Source organism: Solwaraspora sp. WMMD792, from assembly GCF_029626105.1.
Lineage (GTDB): Bacteria > Actinomycetota > Actinomycetes > Mycobacteriales > Micromonosporaceae > Micromonospora_E.
The window spans coordinates 2,172,938-2,189,497 of sequence record NZ_JARUBH010000009.1 but is presented as its reverse complement, the minus strand read 5'-3'; the positions used below and the strand labels follow the sequence as shown (position 1 = coordinate 2,189,497).

The 16,560-nt window shown below is 72.9% G+C and carries 19 protein-coding genes; 9 read left to right on the top strand and 10 right to left on the bottom strand.

All coding sequences use genetic code 11. From position 1 onward, the window contains the following. Positions 1-12: 12 nt before the first annotated feature. Positions 13-423 carry a hypothetical protein gene (locus O7629_RS11390; protein ID WP_278169072.1) on the bottom strand — a complete coding sequence of 137 codons (411 nt, stop codon included), beginning with the start codon at positions 421-423 and terminating at the stop codon, positions 13-15. A 185-nt stretch (positions 424-608) separates the two neighbouring features. Between O7629_RS11390 and O7629_RS11385 the strand changes: the two genes are divergently transcribed. Further along, on the top strand, positions 609-1,253 hold the full coding sequence (locus O7629_RS11385) for a thymidine kinase (RefSeq protein ID WP_278174501.1): 645 nt from the start codon (positions 609-611) through the stop codon (positions 1,251-1,253). A 9-nt stretch (positions 1,254-1,262) separates the two neighbouring features. On the opposite strand, the gene O7629_RS11380 is transcribed toward O7629_RS11385, so the two are convergent. Then, positions 1,263-2,282, bottom strand: coding sequence for an NAD-dependent epimerase/dehydratase family protein (locus tag O7629_RS11380; protein WP_278169071.1), 1,020 nt, complete (start codon positions 2,280-2,282; stop codon positions 1,263-1,265). Between the two features lie 116 nt (positions 2,283-2,398). Here O7629_RS11380 and O7629_RS11375 point away from each other — a divergent pair, with 116 nt between their 5' ends. Both O7629_RS11375 and O7629_RS11370 read left to right on the top strand, forming a co-directional pair. Next, on the top strand, positions 2,399-4,213 hold the full coding sequence (locus tag O7629_RS11375; RefSeq protein ID WP_278169070.1) for an acyl-CoA dehydrogenase family protein: 1,815 nt from the start codon (positions 2,399-2,401) through the stop codon (positions 4,211-4,213). 97 nt (positions 4,214-4,310) lie between these two features. Further along, positions 4,311-5,315, top strand: a complete 1,005-nt coding sequence (locus O7629_RS11370) for a TerC/Alx family metal homeostasis membrane protein (protein WP_278169069.1) — start codon at positions 4,311-4,313, stop codon at positions 5,313-5,315. 22 nt (positions 5,316-5,337) lie between these two features. Here the strand turns inward: O7629_RS11370 and O7629_RS11365 are convergent, their stop codons facing one another. From O7629_RS11365 to O7629_RS11355, 3 genes are all read right to left on the bottom strand, one after another. Then, positions 5,338-6,351: a tyrosine-type recombinase/integrase gene (locus O7629_RS11365; RefSeq protein ID WP_278169068.1), complete on the bottom strand. Its 1,014-nt coding sequence runs from the start codon at positions 6,349-6,351 to the stop codon at positions 5,338-5,340. Between the two features lie 117 nt (positions 6,352-6,468). Further along, positions 6,469-7,293 carry an SDR family oxidoreductase gene (locus O7629_RS11360; RefSeq protein ID WP_278169066.1) on the bottom strand — a complete coding sequence of 275 codons (825 nt, stop codon included), beginning with the start codon at positions 7,291-7,293 and terminating at the stop codon, positions 6,469-6,471. Between the two features lie 112 nt (positions 7,294-7,405). Then, positions 7,406-7,831, bottom strand: coding sequence for an Hsp20/alpha crystallin family protein (locus O7629_RS11355; RefSeq protein ID WP_278169064.1), 426 nt, complete (start codon positions 7,829-7,831; stop codon positions 7,406-7,408). Between the two features lie 170 nt (positions 7,832-8,001). Here O7629_RS11355 and O7629_RS11350 point away from each other — a divergent pair, with 170 nt between their 5' ends. After that, entirely contained in the window at positions 8,002-8,787 is a 786-nt protein-coding gene (locus O7629_RS11350) for an aminoglycoside phosphotransferase family protein (RefSeq protein WP_278169061.1), read from the top strand. A 25-nt stretch (positions 8,788-8,812) separates the two neighbouring features. Here the strand turns inward: O7629_RS11350 and O7629_RS11345 are convergent, their stop codons facing one another. Both O7629_RS11345 and O7629_RS11340 read right to left on the bottom strand, forming a co-directional pair. Continuing rightward, positions 8,813-9,556: a methyltransferase domain-containing protein gene (locus tag O7629_RS11345; RefSeq protein ID WP_278174500.1), complete on the bottom strand. Its 744-nt coding sequence runs from the start codon at positions 9,554-9,556 to the stop codon at positions 8,813-8,815. A gap of 49 nt (positions 9,557-9,605) precedes the next feature. Then, a complete protein-coding gene (locus O7629_RS11340; protein WP_347403725.1) occupies positions 9,606-10,313 on the bottom strand; it encodes a MerR family transcriptional regulator in 708 nt (235 codons plus the stop codon). Positions 10,314-10,413: 100 nt separating this feature from the next. Here O7629_RS11340 and O7629_RS11335 point away from each other — a divergent pair, with 100 nt between their 5' ends. Continuing rightward, on the top strand, positions 10,414-11,580 hold the full coding sequence (locus tag O7629_RS11335; protein WP_278169056.1) for an erythromycin esterase family protein: 1,167 nt from the start codon (positions 10,414-10,416) through the stop codon (positions 11,578-11,580). A gap of 25 nt (positions 11,581-11,605) precedes the next feature. Here the strand turns inward: O7629_RS11335 and O7629_RS11330 are convergent, their stop codons facing one another. Then, a complete protein-coding gene (locus tag O7629_RS11330; protein WP_278169054.1) occupies positions 11,606-12,076 on the bottom strand; it encodes a DUF6194 family protein in 471 nt (156 codons plus the stop codon). Between the two features lie 86 nt (positions 12,077-12,162). Between O7629_RS11330 and O7629_RS11325 the strand changes: the two genes are divergently transcribed. Both O7629_RS11325 and O7629_RS11320 read left to right on the top strand, forming a co-directional pair. Then, complete coding sequence (locus O7629_RS11325) at positions 12,163-12,948, top strand: MerR family transcriptional regulator (RefSeq protein ID WP_278169053.1); 786 nt, start codon at positions 12,163-12,165, stop codon at positions 12,946-12,948. Beyond that, positions 12,945-13,424 carry a hypothetical protein gene (locus O7629_RS11320; RefSeq protein ID WP_278169051.1) on the top strand — a complete coding sequence of 160 codons (480 nt, stop codon included), beginning with the start codon at positions 12,945-12,947 and terminating at the stop codon, positions 13,422-13,424. The genes O7629_RS11325 and O7629_RS11320 overlap by 4 nt, the downstream gene beginning before the upstream one ends. Positions 13,425-13,506: 82 nt before the next feature. Here O7629_RS11320 and O7629_RS11315 read toward each other — a convergent pair whose 3' ends face one another. Then, positions 13,507-14,286 carry a class I SAM-dependent methyltransferase gene (locus tag O7629_RS11315; RefSeq protein WP_278169049.1) on the bottom strand — a complete coding sequence of 260 codons (780 nt, stop codon included), beginning with the start codon at positions 14,284-14,286 and terminating at the stop codon, positions 13,507-13,509. A 325-nt stretch (positions 14,287-14,611) separates the two neighbouring features. Between O7629_RS11315 and O7629_RS11310 the strand changes: the two genes are divergently transcribed. Beyond that, the gene (locus tag O7629_RS11310) at positions 14,612-14,941 is read left to right on the top strand and encodes a nucleoside triphosphate pyrophosphohydrolase family protein (RefSeq protein ID WP_278169048.1); all 330 of its coding nucleotides are present in this window, start codon (positions 14,612-14,614) and stop codon (positions 14,939-14,941) included. Between the two features lie 48 nt (positions 14,942-14,989). Further along, the gene (locus O7629_RS11305; protein ID WP_278169047.1) at positions 14,990-15,850 is read left to right on the top strand and encodes a hypothetical protein; all 861 of its coding nucleotides are present in this window, start codon (positions 14,990-14,992) and stop codon (positions 15,848-15,850) included. Positions 15,851-15,858: 8 nt separating this feature from the next. Here the strand turns inward: O7629_RS11305 and O7629_RS11300 are convergent, their stop codons facing one another. Continuing rightward, complete coding sequence (locus O7629_RS11300) at positions 15,859-16,455, bottom strand: sugar O-acetyltransferase (protein WP_347403666.1); 597 nt, start codon at positions 16,453-16,455, stop codon at positions 15,859-15,861. Between the last annotated feature and the right edge of the window lie 105 nt (positions 16,456-16,560).

The following is a 16,560-nucleotide window of genomic DNA, read 5'->3' as shown; positions in this document are numbered from 1 at the left end:
CCGGCGGGGATGCTATCGGCCGGCCGCCACCGAGGTGTCGGCACCGAGCTGCTTCAACACCCGGGTACGCAGCGTCTCGTACTGTTCGCGGCAGCGGTGCGGCGGACCGTCCGGCCGGTCGACGACCGTACCGCCGCTGATCCGCTCGTGCGGGCCGAACTGGTCGCGGGTCAGGTCGATCTCGACCACGCCGAGCCGGTTCCACCAGTGCCGGCCGGTCCGCCGCCCACCGGCGCTGACCTCCCCGACCAGCAGCTCGCCGCCGAGCAGGTCGTGCACCACCAGCGCGGTGACCCCGCACTGGCCGCGGGCCGGGTTGCCGGTGTGCCAGTCGGCCAGGTCGGCCGGATCGCAGGTGTCGGCGGACCAGGCGGTACGGATGACACGTTCGATGTGGGTGAGGGTCCAGGTGCGGGGGAACATGGCGGCAGATCCTGCCACAGTGGTCCGACATCGCCGCCCGGCCTGGGTCGACCCGGCAGCGCCGCCTGACCCGCCATCGCGACCCGGGCCGCCGGTGCCGGCGGTAACGGCTAGTAAGCTGCCCGGTCGTGACCGACGACAGTCAGCCGAGGACAGCAGGGCCCGGCGGCGGCGACCAGTCCGCGTTGGCGACCGCCTGCCTGGCCGCCGGTGACGGACGGCTGCGGCACGGGGCGGCGTTGAAGTTCTTCTGGGGTCCGATGGACTGCGGCAAGTCGACGCTGGCCCTGCAGATGGACCACAACCACGCCCGGCAGGGCCGCCGGGGTCTGGTGCTGACCCGCAACGACCGGTCGATGGGGCCGCAGGTGACCACCCGGATCGGGCTGGCCCACTCGGCGATCGAGGTCACCGACGACCTGGACCTGGTGGCGCTGGTGCGCGGCCGCTGGGCGGACGGCACCCGGGTCGACTACCTGATCTGCGACGAGGCGTGTTTCTACACGGTCGACCAGGTCGGGCAGATGGCCGACCTGGTCGACGGCTACGACGTCGACGTGTTCGCGTTCGGGCTGGCCAGCGACTTCCGGTCGGTGCTGTTCCCGGCCGCGCAGCGGCTGTTCGAGATCGCCGACGAGGTGTGCCGCATCCAGGTCGAGGTGCTCTGCTGGTGCGGCCGGCAGGGCCTGCTCAACGCCCGCGTCGTCGACGGTGTGGTGGCCCGCCACGGCGAGCAGGTGGTGATCGGTGACACCGTCGACCACTCCGACGTGCGGTACCAGGTGCTGTGCCGGCGGCATCACCGCACCGGCGACCTCGGCCCCGGCTAGCCGACCACGTCAGCCGGCGGACGGATTTGGTTCGGCGGCTTCGGCGGCGGCGAGCAGCGCGGCCTCCTGACCCGCGCCGAGCCCCAGCGGCGGCAGGTCGGTACGCAGCGCCGGACGGTGATCCACGCTGGCCAGCCAGGCCCAGGTGTCGGCGACGGTCTCGGCCACCGGCCGGCAGCGCAGCCCGGCGGACAATGCCCGGGACACGTCACCACGGTGCAGCGCGTCGTGCAGCTCGCCCGGGGGCAGCCAGACCGGCAGCTCGGTCCAGGGCGCGACCCCGACGGCGGCGACCGCCGCCGGGTCGACCCAGCGCAGCCGGGCGGCCGAGCCGGTTACCCGTACACAGGCCGCCAGCAGCTCCCCGATCGTGGTGTGGCCGGGCCGGCTGACCACGTTGTACGGCCCGGACAGCTTGGCTGCGGCCGCGTCGAGCAGCCAGGCCGCCAGGTCCCGGGCGTCGACGTACTGCAGCGGCAGGTCGGGCGGCCCGGGTGCGGGCACGTCGCCGCCCCGGGCGACGCGGTGCAGCCACCACGGCAGCCGGCCGACGTCCTCGTACGGGCCGAGGATCAGCCCGGCCCGGGCCAGCAGCGCCCGGTCACCGAAGGCGGCGACCGCGGCGAGTTCACCGCCGCGTTTGGCGCGGGCGTAGGGGACGTCGCCGCCGTCGTCGGCGGACCCGTCGACCACCGGCCCGGTTTCGTCGAGCCCGGCCGGCGGCGGGTACGCGTACACCGACCGGCTCGACACGTACGTGTAGTGCCCGACCCGGTCGCGTAGCAGCCGGGTCGCGTCGCGGGCCACCGACGGCGCGCCGGCCCAGGTGTCGACGGCCAGGTCCCAGTCACCGGTGCCCAGCGCGGCGAGGCCGGCGACGGCCGTCCGGTCGCCGGCGACCACCTGTGCGCCGGCCGGTGCCGGCCGGTGGCCGCGGTGCAGCAGGGTGACCGCCCAGCCGCGCGCCAGCGCGTCCTCGACGACGCACCGGCCGACGAACCCGGTGCCGCCCAGCATCAGCAGTCGCATACCACCACTGTGCCGCCCGGCCCGACGACGCGGAAGACCGTCACGCTGCCAGCGAAACCCACCACCGGTTACTGTCGGGTAGTAACGGCTGTGCGTGGCGAGGAGGAGCGATCATCGTGGACCGGTACGTCCAACCTGTGCCCGCCCCCGGCGATCCGTACCGCACCGACTGGCTGCTCGACCGGTGGCTGCGCCGCCGGCTCGACCCGGCCACGCACACCGCCGCCCGGCCCCGGCTGGCCGCCCTCGCCGCCGACGTCACCGGCCCGCTGCGGGAGGCACATACCGACGCCGAGCAGCACCCGCCCCGACTGGTCCGCTACGACGCGTGGGGTCGGCGCGTCGACCAGGTCGACACCTCCGCCGGTTGGCAGCGGCTGCGGGCCGTCGCCGCCCGGCACGCACTGGTCGCGCTGCCGTACCGCGCCGACACCCGCGCCGCCTTCGGCCCGGACGCCCGGGTGGTGCAGCATGCCCTGCTGCACCTGTACGCGCCGGAGTCGGCGACGTTCTCCTGCCCGGTGGCGATGGCCGACGGGGCCGCCGCGCTACTCAACCACCCCGACGTCGACCCGGCGGTACGCGACACCTGGCTGCCCCGGCTCACCGCCACCGACCCCGCCGCCGCGATCACCAGCGGGCAGTGGATGACCGAAGCCCAGGGCGGCTCCGACCTGTCCGGGTCGACCACCGTGGCGCGCCCCGCCGCCGACGGCGACGGTTGGCGGCTCACCGGCGAGAAGTGGTTCTGCTCCGCGGTCGACTCGGCGGTCGCGGTCGCCCTGGCCCGCCCGGTCGGCGCCGCCGACGGCAGCCGTACGCTCGTGCCGTTCCTGGTGCCCCGCTACGCCGCCGACTCGCCGCTTGCCGGCACCGGCACCGACCCGTACGCGCCCGCCCCCGGCGTTCGGGTGCACCGGCTCAAGGACAAGCTCGGCACCCGGGCGCTGCCCACCGCCGAGGTCGGCCTGCGCGACGCGTACGCGCTGCCGCTGGGCGACCCCGCCCGGCCCGGCCTGGCCCGGGCGATGACCCTGGTGGTGGTGACCCGGCTGCACAACGCCTCCGCCGCGGCCAGCGGGATGCGCCGCGGTCTGGCGTACGCGCACGCCTACGCCACCGCCCGCCGGGTCGCCGGCGGGCGGCTGGTCGACTCCCCTGCCCACCGTGGCCTGCTCGGCACCCTCGCCGTCGACGCCGCCGGCGCGTTCGTCCTCGCCGGTCACGTGTTCGACCTGCTCGGCCAGGTCGAAGCCGGCGCCGACGGGCGGAGAACACCCGACGGACCGAATGCCACCGGGGCGGACCCGGCGGCCGAGCTGCGGCTGGCCGCGCCGCTGGCGAAGCTCGCCACCGGCCGGCTCGCCGTCGCCGCCGCGAGCGAGTACGTCGAATGCTTCGGCGGCGCCGGCTACGTCGAGGACACCGGGGTGCCCCGGCTGCTGCGCGACGCCCAGGTGCTGCCGATCTGGGAGGGCACCACCACGGTGCTGGCGTTGGACGCGCTGCGGGCGGTGACCCGCGAGAAGGCCGCCGGGCCGCTGCTGGCCCGGGTCGACCAGGCGGCCGCCACCGCCGCCGACCCCGAGGTTGCCACGGCGCTCACCGACGCCGCCGGGCGGCTGCGCAAGGACCTGGCCCGGGTCGCCGCCGACCCGCGCGGGGCCGACACGGCGGCCGGCGCGCGCCCGCTGGCGCTACGGACGGCGTACACGCTGGCCGCCGCGCTGCTCGTCGACCTGGCTGACGGGCCCAGCGCCGACAGATCCGGCCGCGACGCCGACGCGGCGGACTCCGACGGCGGAGCGGCGGGTCGCGACGACGTGGACGCCGCCCGGGTGGCGGCCCGGCTGTGGACCCGACGCTGGCTGGTCGGCGCCGACATCGCCGCCGACGCCCACCGCCACCTGGAACTGCTCAGCCGGGGCTGAGTCCCGGCGACCGGGCATCGTAGCGCAACGTCCCGGATTGTCCACCAATGCGTGTGTCGGCGCGCGCGACGCCGCCGACGGGTGCACGATCTCTGATATGGGTTCGCTGGAGATCGGCCCGGGCGTGTGGGCCATCACGATCGTCGTCATCGTCGCGCTGCTCGCCCTCGACCTGGCGGTCGCGGCGATCCGACCGCACGCCGTCGGCTTCGGTGAGGCGGTCGCCTGGTCGGTGTTCTACGTCGCGGTCGCCGTCGTGTTCGGCCTGGTGTTCATGGCCTGGGCCGGCGGCGGCTACGGCACCGAGTACTTCGCCGGCTACCTGGTGGAGAAGAGCCTGTCCGTCGACAACCTGTTCGTCTTCGTCATCATCATCAGCACCTTCGCCGTTCCCGAGGAACACCAGCACAAGGTGCTCACCTTCGGCATCATCGCCGCGCTGATCATGCGGGCGATCTTCATCGCCGCCGGCGCCACCCTGCTGAACCTGTTCTCCTTCATGTTCCTCGTCTTCGGCCTGCTGCTGATCTTCACCGCCGTGCAGTTGTTCCGGCACCGCAACGAGGACCCGCAGGTCGACGACAACGTGCTGGTCCGCGCCACCCGCCGGGTGCTGCCGGTGACACCTGACTACGTCGACGGTCGGCTCGTCACCCGCGTCGACGGTCGCCGCGTCGTCACCCCACTGTTCATCGTGCTGATCGCGATCGGCAGCACCGACCTGCTGTTCGCCCTCGACTCGATCCCCGCCGTGTTCGGTGTCACCCAGCAGCCGTACATCGTCTTCGTCGCCAACGCCTTCGCCCTGATCGGGCTGCGGGCCCTGTTCTTCCTGGTGAAAGGCCTGCTGGACCGGCTGGTCTACCTGTCCACCGGGCTGGCGCTGGTGCTCGCGCTGATCGGCGTCAAGCTGGTGCTGCACTGGGGGCACACCCTCGACGACCGGGTCCCCGAGGTGCAGACACCGGTGTCGCTGGGGCTGATCCTGGTGATCCTCACCGTCACCGTCGTCGCCAGCCTGGTCAAGGTCCGCCGCGACCCGAGCGCCCGTGCCCACGCCGGTTCGCTGCGCGGCCACGACGACCAGCAGCGGCAACGGTGACCTGCCGGATCCGGTGAGACGCTCAGCCGGACGCGGCGGCGCGGGCCGCCCGCGCCGCCGCGATCCGGTACGCCGGATCCCGGTCCAGGTTGTACCGGTCCCGGTCGTACCGGCGGGTGGTCCGTGGATCGGCGTGCCCCATCGCGTCCTGCACGTCCTCCAGCGGCACCCCTTCGGCGCGGGCGGTGGTGGCGAACGCGTGCCGCAGCGAGTGCGGCGACAGCCGGTCCCACGCCGGCAGACCGGCGGTCCGGGCCAGCCGCCGGACCAGCCGGAACACGGCGTGCCGGTCCAGCCGCGCGCCGCTGGCGGTGGTCAGCAGCGGGCCGTCGAGCGCATCGGCCGCGACACCGGCGGCCCGGGCCCGGACGGCCAGGTACGCGTCGAGCGCCGCCGCGGTGTCCGGCGCCAGCGCCCGGCGACGGGCCCGGCCGCCCTTGCCGACGAACCGGACACTGCGGTGCCCCCGCTCGTCGCCGACGTCGGCGACGTCCAGGCTGACCAGTTCACCGACACGCAGCCCCAGGTCGGCCAGCAACGCCAGCACGGCGAGGTTGCGCGGACCGCTCGCCCCGGTGTCGGCGCGGGCCGCCGCGAACAGCGCGTCGACCTGGTCGGGGCTCAACCCGACGGTCGCCGAATGGTCCCGGTCGATCCGCGGCCGGTCCGCGTCGGTGACCGGGTTGGCCGGCACCGCCCGCAGCCGCACCAGGAACGCGTACCAGCTGGACATGGCGGACAGTTTGCGGGCCACCGTCGCCGGGGTCAGCAGCCGGCCGCTGCGCGGATCGACGGTGGCCTCCAACGCCCGGGCGTAGGCGTTGACGTCCAGGAACGACGCCTGCAGCGGGTCGAGCCCGGTGGCGGTGCACCACGACAACCAGCCGGTCACGTCCCGGCGGTAGGCGGCCCGGGTGTGCTCGGACAGCCGACGGTTACGCAGCCATGCCTCGGTGAAGTCGACCGGGGCGGTGGCGGCGGTCAGGCCGCGGTTGACCGGCCGGGGGACGAGACCGGGGGTGGTGGGGTGACGCATCGCAGCAGGATGCCAAAGCCGGTGCCGCCGGCGACGCCGAAACGCCGTACGTGATCTTTCCGCGCTGTAGGTGACCTCGGCCGGCCTGCGGCGGTCGCGACCTGCGGTGCGGCGCGGTCAGGACATCCGGACGATCTGGCCGGTCACGTAACGGGCCTGGTGCGAGGCCAGCAGGGTGACGACCTCGGCGACGTCCTCCGGGCGGGCGATGCGGCTCAGCGGACTCGAACCGGTGATCTGCTTCTCCACCTCCGGCGTCACCCAGCCGGTGTCGGTGACCGGCGGCTGCACCATGTTCGCGGTCACCCCGTACGGGGCGAGTTCGGCGGCGGCCGACATGGTGTAGTTCTCCTGCGCGGCCTTGGCCGCCCCGTACGACACCTCCTCGGGGAAGCCGTGCGGGCCGCCGGAGGTCAACCCGACGATCCGCCCCCAGTTGGACTTGCGGGCAAGGTGCCGGCGGGCGAACTCGGCGATCAGCAACGCCGGGGCGCGGGCGTCGACGGCGAACTGGCGGTCGAAGGTGCCGGCGTCGACGTGGGTCAACGGCCGGCCGAACCGGTCCCGGGTGTCCGGCCGGAACGTGTCGCTGAGCCAGCCGCTGGCGTTGTTGACCAGGATGTCGACCGGGCCGAACGAGGCCGCCGCCTCGTCGAACAGCCGGGCCGGGGTGGCCGGATCCGCCAGGTCGGCCTCCACGGCCACCGCCTTGCCGCCGGCGGCGACGATCCGGTCGACGACGCTGCGGGCGTCCTGGGCGCGGACCCGCCCGTACTGGGCGGGAAAAGACGGATCGTCGGCGTAGGGGGACGGGTCCATCCGCAGGTACGCGGCGAGCACCGCGGTGCCCTGGGTGGCCAGGGCGAGCGCGATCGCCGCGCCGATGCCCTGGTTCGCGCCGGTCACGATCGCGACGTGCCCGGTCAACCGGGGGTCGATCATCTTCCCAGGATGCCCGGCCGGCGACACCCGCGCGAGGCGTTTCCCTGCTTGTCCCCCGCCGGACACGACGAGTCCCCGCCCGGCGTCGGGCGGGGACTCGGTCAACTGGGTTTCAGTTGCTGAGCTGCCGGCGGCCGTTGTCGCCGACGCTGATCGAGACCCGGCGCGGCTTGGCGCGCTCCGCCACCGGGATCCGCAGGGTCAGCACGCCGGCCTCGTAGCCGGCCTCCAGCTTGTCGGTGTCGAGGGTGTCGCCGAGGAACAGCTGCCGGGTGAACGTGCCCATCGGCCGTTCGGCGGCGACGAGTTCGACCTTGTCGCCGGAGGGGCGGTGGCGCTGGGCGCGCACCGTCAGCACGTTGCGTTCCACGGTGCACTCGATGCTGTCCGGGTCGACGCCGGGCAGGTCGAACGCGGCGTAGAACCAGTCGCCGTCGCGGTAGGCGTCCAGGTGCATGACGGCCGGACGGGCGGTGGTGCCGAAGAACTGCTCGGCGATCCGGTCGATCTCCCGGAACGGGTCGGTGCGCATCAACATGGTCGGACCTCCTCACGGGTGCGGGCTTCTCGCTACTCGCTACCTCAAGTTGAGCCCCGCAGACTCAACTTACTTATAGCTATAGCGCGCAACTCTGGCGCCGTCAAGTTGTCCCGTACACGGGACAAACCGGTGGACCGGGTCGACGCCGGACGGCAGGATCACCCGCCGTGCCCACCCCCGCCGACACCCCACCCGAGCAGCCGTTGACCGGCGGTAACGTCGCCGCCGCCGTCGTCCGGGTCGGCGACACCGTCCGACGGCCCGCCGGCGCGTGGACCCCCGCCGTGCACGCCTTCCTCACCCACCTGCACGACGTCGGCTTCGACGGCGCGCCCCGACCGCTCGGCATCGACACCACCGGCCGCGAGGTGCTGACCTACCTGCCCGGTACGGTCCCCTGGCCGGACCGGTTCGACCTGCTCGGACCGGACGCGGCCCTGCGTCGGGTCGGCCGGCTCATCCGCGACCTGCACGACGCAGCCGCCGGCTTCACCCCGCCGCCGGGCGCCGTCTGGCGACGGCTCATTCCACCCAACGGCACCGACCTCGTCGTCCACCACGACCTCGCACCCTGGAACCTCGTCACCGGCGACCGGTGGGCCTTCATCGACTGGGACACCGCCGCGCCGGGCACCCGGCTGTGGGACCTCGCCTACGCGGCCAAGGCGTTCGTGCCGCTGACCGCCGACCCCGCCTGGCAGCGCCCCGACGCCGCCCGCCGGCTACGGACCCTCGTCGACGCGTACGGCCTCGACGAACACCAGCGCCGTACGCTGGTGCCGCTGCTCGCCCACCGGGCCCGGTCGATGCACGACTTCCTCGCCGCACAGGCCGCCTCCGGCGCCATGCCGTGGACCCGGCTCTGGAACGAAGGCCACGGCGAGACCTGGCGTCGCGACGCCGCGTACATCCGGGCCCGCGAACGTCAATGGACCCGTGCCCTGCTCGGCTGATCCAGTGCAGGCTGACACATCGCAGTCACCGCCGGTACGCCCGCACCAGCACCCGCCGCGAGTACGCCACGAACACCCCCTCGGCGCAGATCCTGCGGTGCAGCGCCGCCAACTGACCCCGGTAGCGGTCCACCGTGAAACCCGGCACCGTCCACACCACCTTCCGCAGGAACACGACCACCGCGGCGATGTCGAAGAACTCCACCCGCAGCGACTCCATCCGCAGGTCCACCACGTCCAGACCGGCCGCCGTCGCCGCGTCCCGCACCCGGTCCGGACGCTGATCGGCACGCGGCGGCACCGACACCCCCAACGCCGCCCGCAGCTCACCTACCGAGTCCGGGCCGATCTGCTGGGACAGGTACGCCCCGCCCGGCACCAGCACCCGCGCCACCTCCGACCAGCGCACCACCGTCGGATGCCGGCTCACCACCAGGTCGAAACAACCGGACCGCAACGGCAGCCCGCCGGCCTGCGCCGCGCGGACCACATGCGCACCCAGCGGCGCCAGCCGCCGCCGCGCCACGGCCACGTTCGGCGGCCAGCCCTCCGTCGCCACCAGCAGCGGCGGCGCCGACGCGATGCCGGCCAGCACCTCGCCGCCACCGGTCTGCAAATCCACCGCCCGCCGCGCCTCCGCCATCTGACGGCCCAGCAGCCGCGCGTACCCCCAGGACGGCCGCTGCTCGGTGGCCCGGCCGGCGAACCAGGAGAAGTCCCAGCCCGCCACCGGCACCGCCGAAGCCTCGGCGATCAGATCGTCGAACATCGACACCGGACGAGTCTGACCCGCACCGGGCGACCCGGGCCACCGAAAATCAGTCCGGCCCACCCGCAGCCGACCCGGCTGACGCCGCCGCCCGGACACGCAGAAAGGCGTCCAGTTCGGCGGCACCGGCGAGCATCGCCCGGCCCCGCGCGGACAACCGGTCCCGCCAGACACGCAGCGTCGACTCCAGCGGGGCGACGCCACCGGCCGAACGGACCTGGGTGATCAACGGCGCGATCTGCGCCAGCAGATGGCCACCCCGGCGCAACTGGTGGACCAGCATCACGTCCCGCACGTCGGCGGCGTCGTAGACCCGGTACCCGGTCCGCCGGTCCCGGCCCGGCCGGACCAGACCGGCGGCCTCCCACGCACGCAGGGTGGCCGGGCGCAGACCGAGCCGGGCCGCCAACGGGCCGATGAACGTCCCGCCGCGCTCGGGCGCGACCGGCGCCAGATCACGCAGCGCGACCTCGACCGCCTGCACGGTACGCCGGTCCTCGACCAACTGGCAGTGGCTGTCGTCGACAAGTCGCAGCGCCTCGTCGACGGCACCCCGGTTCACCGCCCGCATGATCGCCGTCGCCGTGGCGTGACCGTGCCCGGCCACCAACGCGACGAACGCCCGCAACGCCTGCGCGTGCACCGGCGTGTAGACCCGGTAGCCCGCGGCGGTACGCGCGGCCGCCGGTAGGACACCGGCCTGCTCGTAGTTGCGCACCGCCTGAGGGGACAAACCGTGCTCCCGCGCCAGGTCCACCGGCCGCACAGATACCACAACCTTTGAGGGTTCACCCCGACGTGACAGCGTCAGACGCGTGAAAACCTTACACCGTTCCTTCAACGATACCGTTGAAGGAATGGATATCACGGACACCGCTCGACCCGCCGACGCCGCCGGCATCTCGGCATTCCTGCGGTCGCTGCCCGCCCGACCCCTGCTGCTCGGCCTCGGCGAGGCACGGCACTTCGTGGAGGAACTCGGCCAGCTACGCAACGAGATCTTCCGACACCTCGTCGCACACGAGGGCTACCGGTCGATCGCCGTCGAAAGCGACTGCCTGATGGGCCTCGTGGTCGACGAGTACGTCACGACCGGCACCGGCACCCTCGACGACGTCATGCGCCACGGCTTCAGCCACCAGTTCGGCACCTCACCGGCCAACCGCGACCTGGTGAGCTGGATGCGGGCCTACAACGACGGCCACGACGACAAACTACGGTTCCACGGCTTCGACGGCCCCCTGGAGTACTGGGCGGCCAGCCCACGCCAGGCGCTCACCGGCCTGTACGACCTGCTCGACGACCCGCCGCCCGGCACCCGGGACACCCTCGACACCCTGCTCGGCCCGGACGACCGCTGGTCCGACCCGGCCACCGTCACCGACCCGTCCCGGTCGATCGGCCGGTCCACCGACGCCCAGCAGCTCCGGCTGATCACCGACGACCTGCTGGCCCTACTCGACACCCAGACACCGCAGCTGAGCCCCACCGACCGCGAACGGGCGGAACTGTACGGGCGTACCGCCGTCGGTCTGCTCCGCTACCACCACGCGATGGCCGACCCGTCCCCCGCCAGGATCGCCCGGCTGTCGGCGCTGCGGGACGCGATGATGGCCGCCAACCTACGGGCCGTCGCCGGCCACGGCCCCGCCCTGGTCTTCGCCCACAACCTGCACCTGCAGCGCACCCGCAGCGTCATGTCGTTCGGCGACCAGCAACTGCGGATGTGGAGCACGGGCGCGATCACCGCGGCCCGCCTCGGCGACCGGTACGCCTACCTGGCCTCCGCCCTCGGCACCCTCGGCGACGACGCCCCACCGCCGGACACCGTCGAAGGTGCCCTCGCCACGCTGCCGTGGGAGACCTGCCTCGTCGACGCCCGCCGACTGGCCCGGGCGCTCACCGCAGCCGTGCCACGGGTCAGCCCGGACTTCGCCTACTTCCCGCTGGACCCGGCGCAGCTCGACACGGTCGACGGCGTCGTGTTCCTCAGCCACGTCCCCCGACCGGGCACACCGCAGTGACAGCGGGTTGGCGCGCACCCACCCACTAACTCCTGCCGTCCCGCCCTTCGTGGTGTGCGCCGGCGCGACGGTGTGCCGCGCGCAGCAGACCACGCACCACCGCGTCGGTGCGGGGACCGGGGTCGACCACCGCCAGCCAGCCGCCGGCACCGTACACCGGGTGGGCGAACAGGATGTCGGCGGCGGCGGGATCGACCCCGGCCGGGGCGGCCCCGCGAGGCTCATGCCCGGCGTGCCGCAGGAAATCGTCCCGTCCGACGGCGATGTTGAGCCGGAACACACCCGGCCGGTCCAGGCGCGACGTCGCGTCGCCCGGGTAGTCCTTGGTCACGATCGTGGCGAACGGCTGCCGCCTGGTCGGGACCGTGCCGTCGGGCGAGACGTAGAAGAACGTGTCGCCCCAGCTGATCGGCGGCGTGCCGTCGCCGGACGCCGGTCTGAGGGCCAGTACGTCGCCGAGGCCGGCGACGAACGCGATGATCTCATCCTGGGTCATACCTGAAGCGTTACATTGCAGTGCTTATGGAGACTTCACGATCCCGAGAGCAGGTATCCGAAGCGGAAGGTCTCCACTCGCCTCGAATGCGCACCGTCGACGTCGCCCGGCGGGCCGGGTACGGCGTTCAGCAGATCCGCAACCTCGAACGCGACGGTGTCCTGCCGCCGGCGGCCCGTACCGCCACCGGCCACCGGGTCTTCGGGGAACTGCACCTGCGGTGCGCGCTGGCCTACCGGGCCCTGGCCGCGGCGACCGGACCGGCCGAGGCCCGCAGGATCGTCCAGGCCGCCCACCGCCGCCCGGCCGACGGGATGCTCGCCCTGCTCGACGCCGCCCACGCCCGGCTGCACACCGAACGCGCCGACCTGCGACAGGCCCAGCTGGCGGCCCGGGCCATCACCGCCGAACCCATCGACGACGTACGCGACTACGACGCGATGAGCATCTCCGAGCTGGCCACGGCGCTCGGCGTACGCCCGTCGACCCTGCGGCACTGGCACGCCGAAGGACTCGTCGTGCCCGGCCGCGACCGACCGGGCGGACCGCGCCGCTACACCCCGGCCCAAGTCCGCGACGCCCGCGTCGTGCACCAGCTACGCCAGGCCGGCTACCGGGTCGCGCCGCTGCGGGCCCTGATGCCGCGACTGCGCTCCGCCGGCCGGTCGGCCGACATCACCGCCGCGTTGGCGGTCCGCGACGCCGACCTCACCACCCGGTCCCGGGCCCTGCTCGACGCCGCCGCCGCACTGGCCATTGTGCTCGCGCTCACCGCCGCCCCGGACCACTCCTCGACGGTCGACCGGTCGGGTCCGGCCGGCCGACTACCATCGGTGTCGCCGCGACATGCACGTTCCGGGAGCAGCCGATGACCGTCGACGCCACGCTCGCCCGCATCAACGACGGGGTGCAGCTGCACCACCAGCGCGGTCAACGGGACGCCGCCCGTGACCTGTTCACCCGGATCTGGGACGAGATCGGCGGACAGGACGGGGATCCGCTGCACGTCTGCGTCCTCGCCCACGCGATGGCCGACGTGCAGGACGACGTGCACCAGGAGCTGCTCTGGGACCAGCGGGCCCTGGCCGCGGCTGACCTGCTCACCGACGCCCGGGTGGCGCAGGCCGGCGTGGCCCTGCCGGTGGCCGGCCTGTACCCGTCGCTGCACCTCAACCTCGGCGAGTGTCACCGCAAGCTCGGTGACCTCGACCGGGCCCGGGAACACCTGCGGCACGCGCAGGCGGGCATCGACGCCCTGGGCGACGACGAGTACGCCCGGCTGATCAGAGCCGGCCTGGACCGGCTGACGCAGCTGCTGGCGTCGGCGTCGGAGAACGCACCGCAGTGATCACCCCGCATCCGTACCGGCTCGCCGACCTCGCAGCCGACGCGGCGCGGATCCCGGCGGCACGCCCGGATTACCGTTGAAATCAGTCCGCGCGCTGACCGATACGCAGGACACTCAGGTACCGGCGTGCCGCTCGGTCGCCCATGCGGGTGCGGATGCGCTCGGCGATGGCGTCGAGCAGCGGCTCGCGGACGTCGCGGTCGAGCCTGCGGTACGGCGACTGCGAGCGCAGGAGGTCGGCGAACCCGTCGCCGTCGAACCACTGAACGGTGGGGTACCAGCGCACGATCGTGGGGCCGAACCGGCCGCCAGGATCGTCGACCAGTCCCCAGCCCTCGTCGGTGCTGCGCACGTCGCCCTCAAGCGGCGGACGGCCCCAGTCGGGATTCCCGGGGGAGAACAGTTCGTGGAGATCGGCGGTCTCCGCGTACACCTCCGGCTCGCCGGGCCGGCGGATGACGACGTGGCCGAGCAGCGCCATCCAGCCCCCGGGGTGGAGCACCTCGCGTGCTCGCCGCCAGCCGATCGCAGGATCGACCCAGTGCCACGCTGAAGCTGCCACGAGGAGGTCGAAGCGTCGACCGCGGTCGTCCCACTCTTCGAACGTCGACGACTCGACGGTGACGTTGACGAAGGTGGCGAGCCGTTGGCGAGCAAGCGCGACCATACCCGCGCCCGGCTCGATGGCGGTCACCGAACACCCGAGTGCCGCCAGCGAACGGGTCGCCTGACCGGTACCGCAGCCCACCTCAAGCACAGGCGACCTCTCACCTAGGCCGGTGATGGTGACGAGGTCGGCGAACAACGCGTCGGGGTACCCCGGCCGGACCCTGTCGTACAGCTCCGGCACCTCGTTGAACACCTGACCGAGGCCACGTCGATCCGCGCCTGCCACCGCGCCATCCTCGCAGACCGTCGCCGACGTGCCGATTCTGGACAAGCCTACGGATCGACACATCACCCCGCTGCGGTGCGGCTGTCGTCCCAACCCGACACGATCGTCCGGCCTCACGAGCTGACGCCAGACCAGGAACGTCCGGCCACCACATAACTGTCATTATGGTGTATCAGTCTTCCGCACTCACACCTCGACTCCAATTATCGAATTGTGGATAACAGCAATCCGATAATTGGGCCGCAGGGTGCCGGAGGAGCCCGGTGAGCGTGAACCGCCATACTTGTCCGCCATGGACCTGGACGACTACCAGCGCGGCGCCCTGCGCACCGCCACGCCGCGCGACAAGAAGAACGAACTGCTCCACCTGGTACTCGGACTCGTCGGCGAGTCCGGCGAAGTCGCCGAAAAGTTCAAGAAATGGGTCCGAGACTGCGACAGCGACGAGTCCAGGCTCGACCGGGCCGACATCACCAAGGAACTCGGCGACGTCCTGTGGTACGTGGCGACCCTCGCCGCCTACCTCGACCTCTCACTGAACGACATCGCGACCGACAACCTGGCCAAGCTGGCCAGCCGCCAGAACCGTGGCGTACTCGGTGGCAGCGGCGACAACCGCTGACCCGGCCCGTCCACCGTACGGCCCGCGCCCGGGCCGTACGATCAGCGCATGGTCACCCGGCTGGCATGGGTCTCCGCCCACGAGGCACGCGGACACGACGAGGACGAACCGCTGGCCCTGCCGGCGCTACGGCAGGCCGGCATCGCCGTCGACGTGGTGGTGTGGAACGACCCTGCGGTGCGGTGGGCCGACTACGACCGGGCCGTCCTGCGCTCGACCTGGGACTACCCGCAGCAACTCAGACAGTTCATCACCTGGCTGGAAACCGTCGAACAGGTGACGGATCTGCGGAATCCGCTACCGATGCTGCGGTGGAACCTGGACAAGCACTACCTCGCCGACCTCGACCGGGCCGGCGTACCCGTCACACCGACCACGTTCGTGGAGCCGGGACACCGTCCACACTTCCCCGCCGGCGACTTCGTGGTGAAACCGGCCGTCGGCGCGGGAAGCCGGCACGTCGCCTCGTACCGGCCGGCACAGCACGACGAGGCGTACGCCCACGTGCGCCGACTGCACGCCACCGGCACCAGCGTGCTGGTCCAACCACGACTCACCTCGGTGGCCGACGACGGAGAATGGCCCCTCGTCTTCTTCACCGGCAGGTACAGCCACGCCGCGAACAAACGGGTCGTGCTGCCCCACACCGACCCGGTCGACGACCTGTTCGCGCCGGAAACCAGCACGCCGCATGTCGCCGACCCGGAACTGATCGCCGTGGCACGCCAGGCCGTCGACACCGTCACCGACTCGTTCGGCGTCCCGCTCTACGCCCGGGTCGACCTCGTCCGCGACGACCACGGCCGGCCATGCGTGCTGGAACTGGAACTGGTGGAGCCCTCCCTGTTCCTGCCCCAGACCACACCGGCCGCGCTCGAACGTCTCGTCGCGGCCCTGCAGGCCGACTGACGCCCGCGTCACCCTCCGCCGGTCCGGTCGCCCGGCAGATCCCGCACCACCCGCGCCGGATTACCGGTAGCGAGCACCCCGGCCGGCAGGCTCCGGGTCACCACCGACCCCGCGCCGACCACCGTGTCCCTGCCGATCTCCACCCCGGGCAGCACGATCACCCCGCTGCCCAGCCACACGTTGTCGCCGATCCGGACCGGCTCGGCGGACTCCCACTTGTCCCGGCGTGACCCGGCCGCGAGCGGATGTGACGGCGTCAACAACTGCACATTGCAGCCGATCTGCACATCGTCACCGACGGTGATAGCCGCCGCATCCAACGCCACCAGACCGAAGTTGACGAAGGTACGCGACCCGACGCTGATGTGAGCGCCGTAGTCGACCCGCAGCGGAGGCCGTACCTCGGCGCCGTCGCCCACCTCGGCGAACAGCTCGACGAGCAGCGCCCGGCGCCGCCCACCGTCACGCGCCGACGTGCGGTTGTACGCCTCGGTCAGATCCACCGCCCGCAGCGACATCTCGACCAGCTCCGGATCGTCGGCACGGTACAGGGCACCAGCGACCATCCGTTCCCGCATCGACCGCCCGTCACCGCCAGAGCCCACCAGCAGACCGTACGCCGCACAGCCGGAACACACCCGGCGAAGCAACCGAAGGCACACCTGCGGCCACCACCACGGCGGTACGCGTCAGGCCGGCAACTACACTTC

Bases quoted from the DNA above. Each gene is read 5' to 3' on its own strand.
- O7629_RS11325 (WP_278169053.1), top strand. From the start codon at position 12,163: ATGCGCACCGTCGACGTCGCCCGGCGGGCCGGGTACGGCGTTCAGCAG.
- O7629_RS11345 (WP_278174500.1), bottom strand. From the start codon at position 9,556: ATGTTCGACGATCTGATCGCCGAGGCTTCGGCGGTGCCGGTGGCGGGC.
- O7629_RS11380 (WP_278169071.1), bottom strand. From the start codon at position 2,282: ATGCGACTGCTGATGCTGGGCGGCACCGGGTTCGTCGGCCGGTGCGTC.
- O7629_RS11305 (WP_278169047.1), top strand. From the start codon at position 14,990: ATGGTCACCCGGCTGGCATGGGTCTCCGCCCACGAGGCACGCGGACAC.
- O7629_RS11370 (WP_278169069.1), top strand. From the start codon at position 4,311: ATGGGTTCGCTGGAGATCGGCCCGGGCGTGTGGGCCATCACGATCGTC.
- O7629_RS11330 (WP_278169054.1), bottom strand. From the start codon at position 12,076: ATGACCCAGGATGAGATCATCGCGTTCGTCGCCGGCCTCGGCGACGTA.
- O7629_RS11335 (WP_278169056.1), top strand. From the start codon at position 10,414: ATGGATATCACGGACACCGCTCGACCCGCCGACGCCGCCGGCATCTCG.
- O7629_RS11360 (WP_278169066.1), bottom strand. From the start codon at position 7,293: ATGATCGACCCCCGGTTGACCGGGCACGTCGCGATCGTGACCGGCGCG.
- O7629_RS11365 (WP_278169068.1), bottom strand. From the start codon at position 6,351: ATGCGTCACCCCACCACCCCCGGTCTCGTCCCCCGGCCGGTCAACCGC.
- O7629_RS11355 (WP_278169064.1), bottom strand. From the start codon at position 7,831: ATGTTGATGCGCACCGACCCGTTCCGGGAGATCGACCGGATCGCCGAG.
- O7629_RS11310 (WP_278169048.1), top strand. From the start codon at position 14,612: ATGGACCTGGACGACTACCAGCGCGGCGCCCTGCGCACCGCCACGCCG.
- O7629_RS11320 (WP_278169051.1), top strand. From the start codon at position 12,945: ATGACCGTCGACGCCACGCTCGCCCGCATCAACGACGGGGTGCAGCTG.
- O7629_RS11390 (WP_278169072.1), bottom strand. From the start codon at position 423: ATGTTCCCCCGCACCTGGACCCTCACCCACATCGAACGTGTCATCCGT.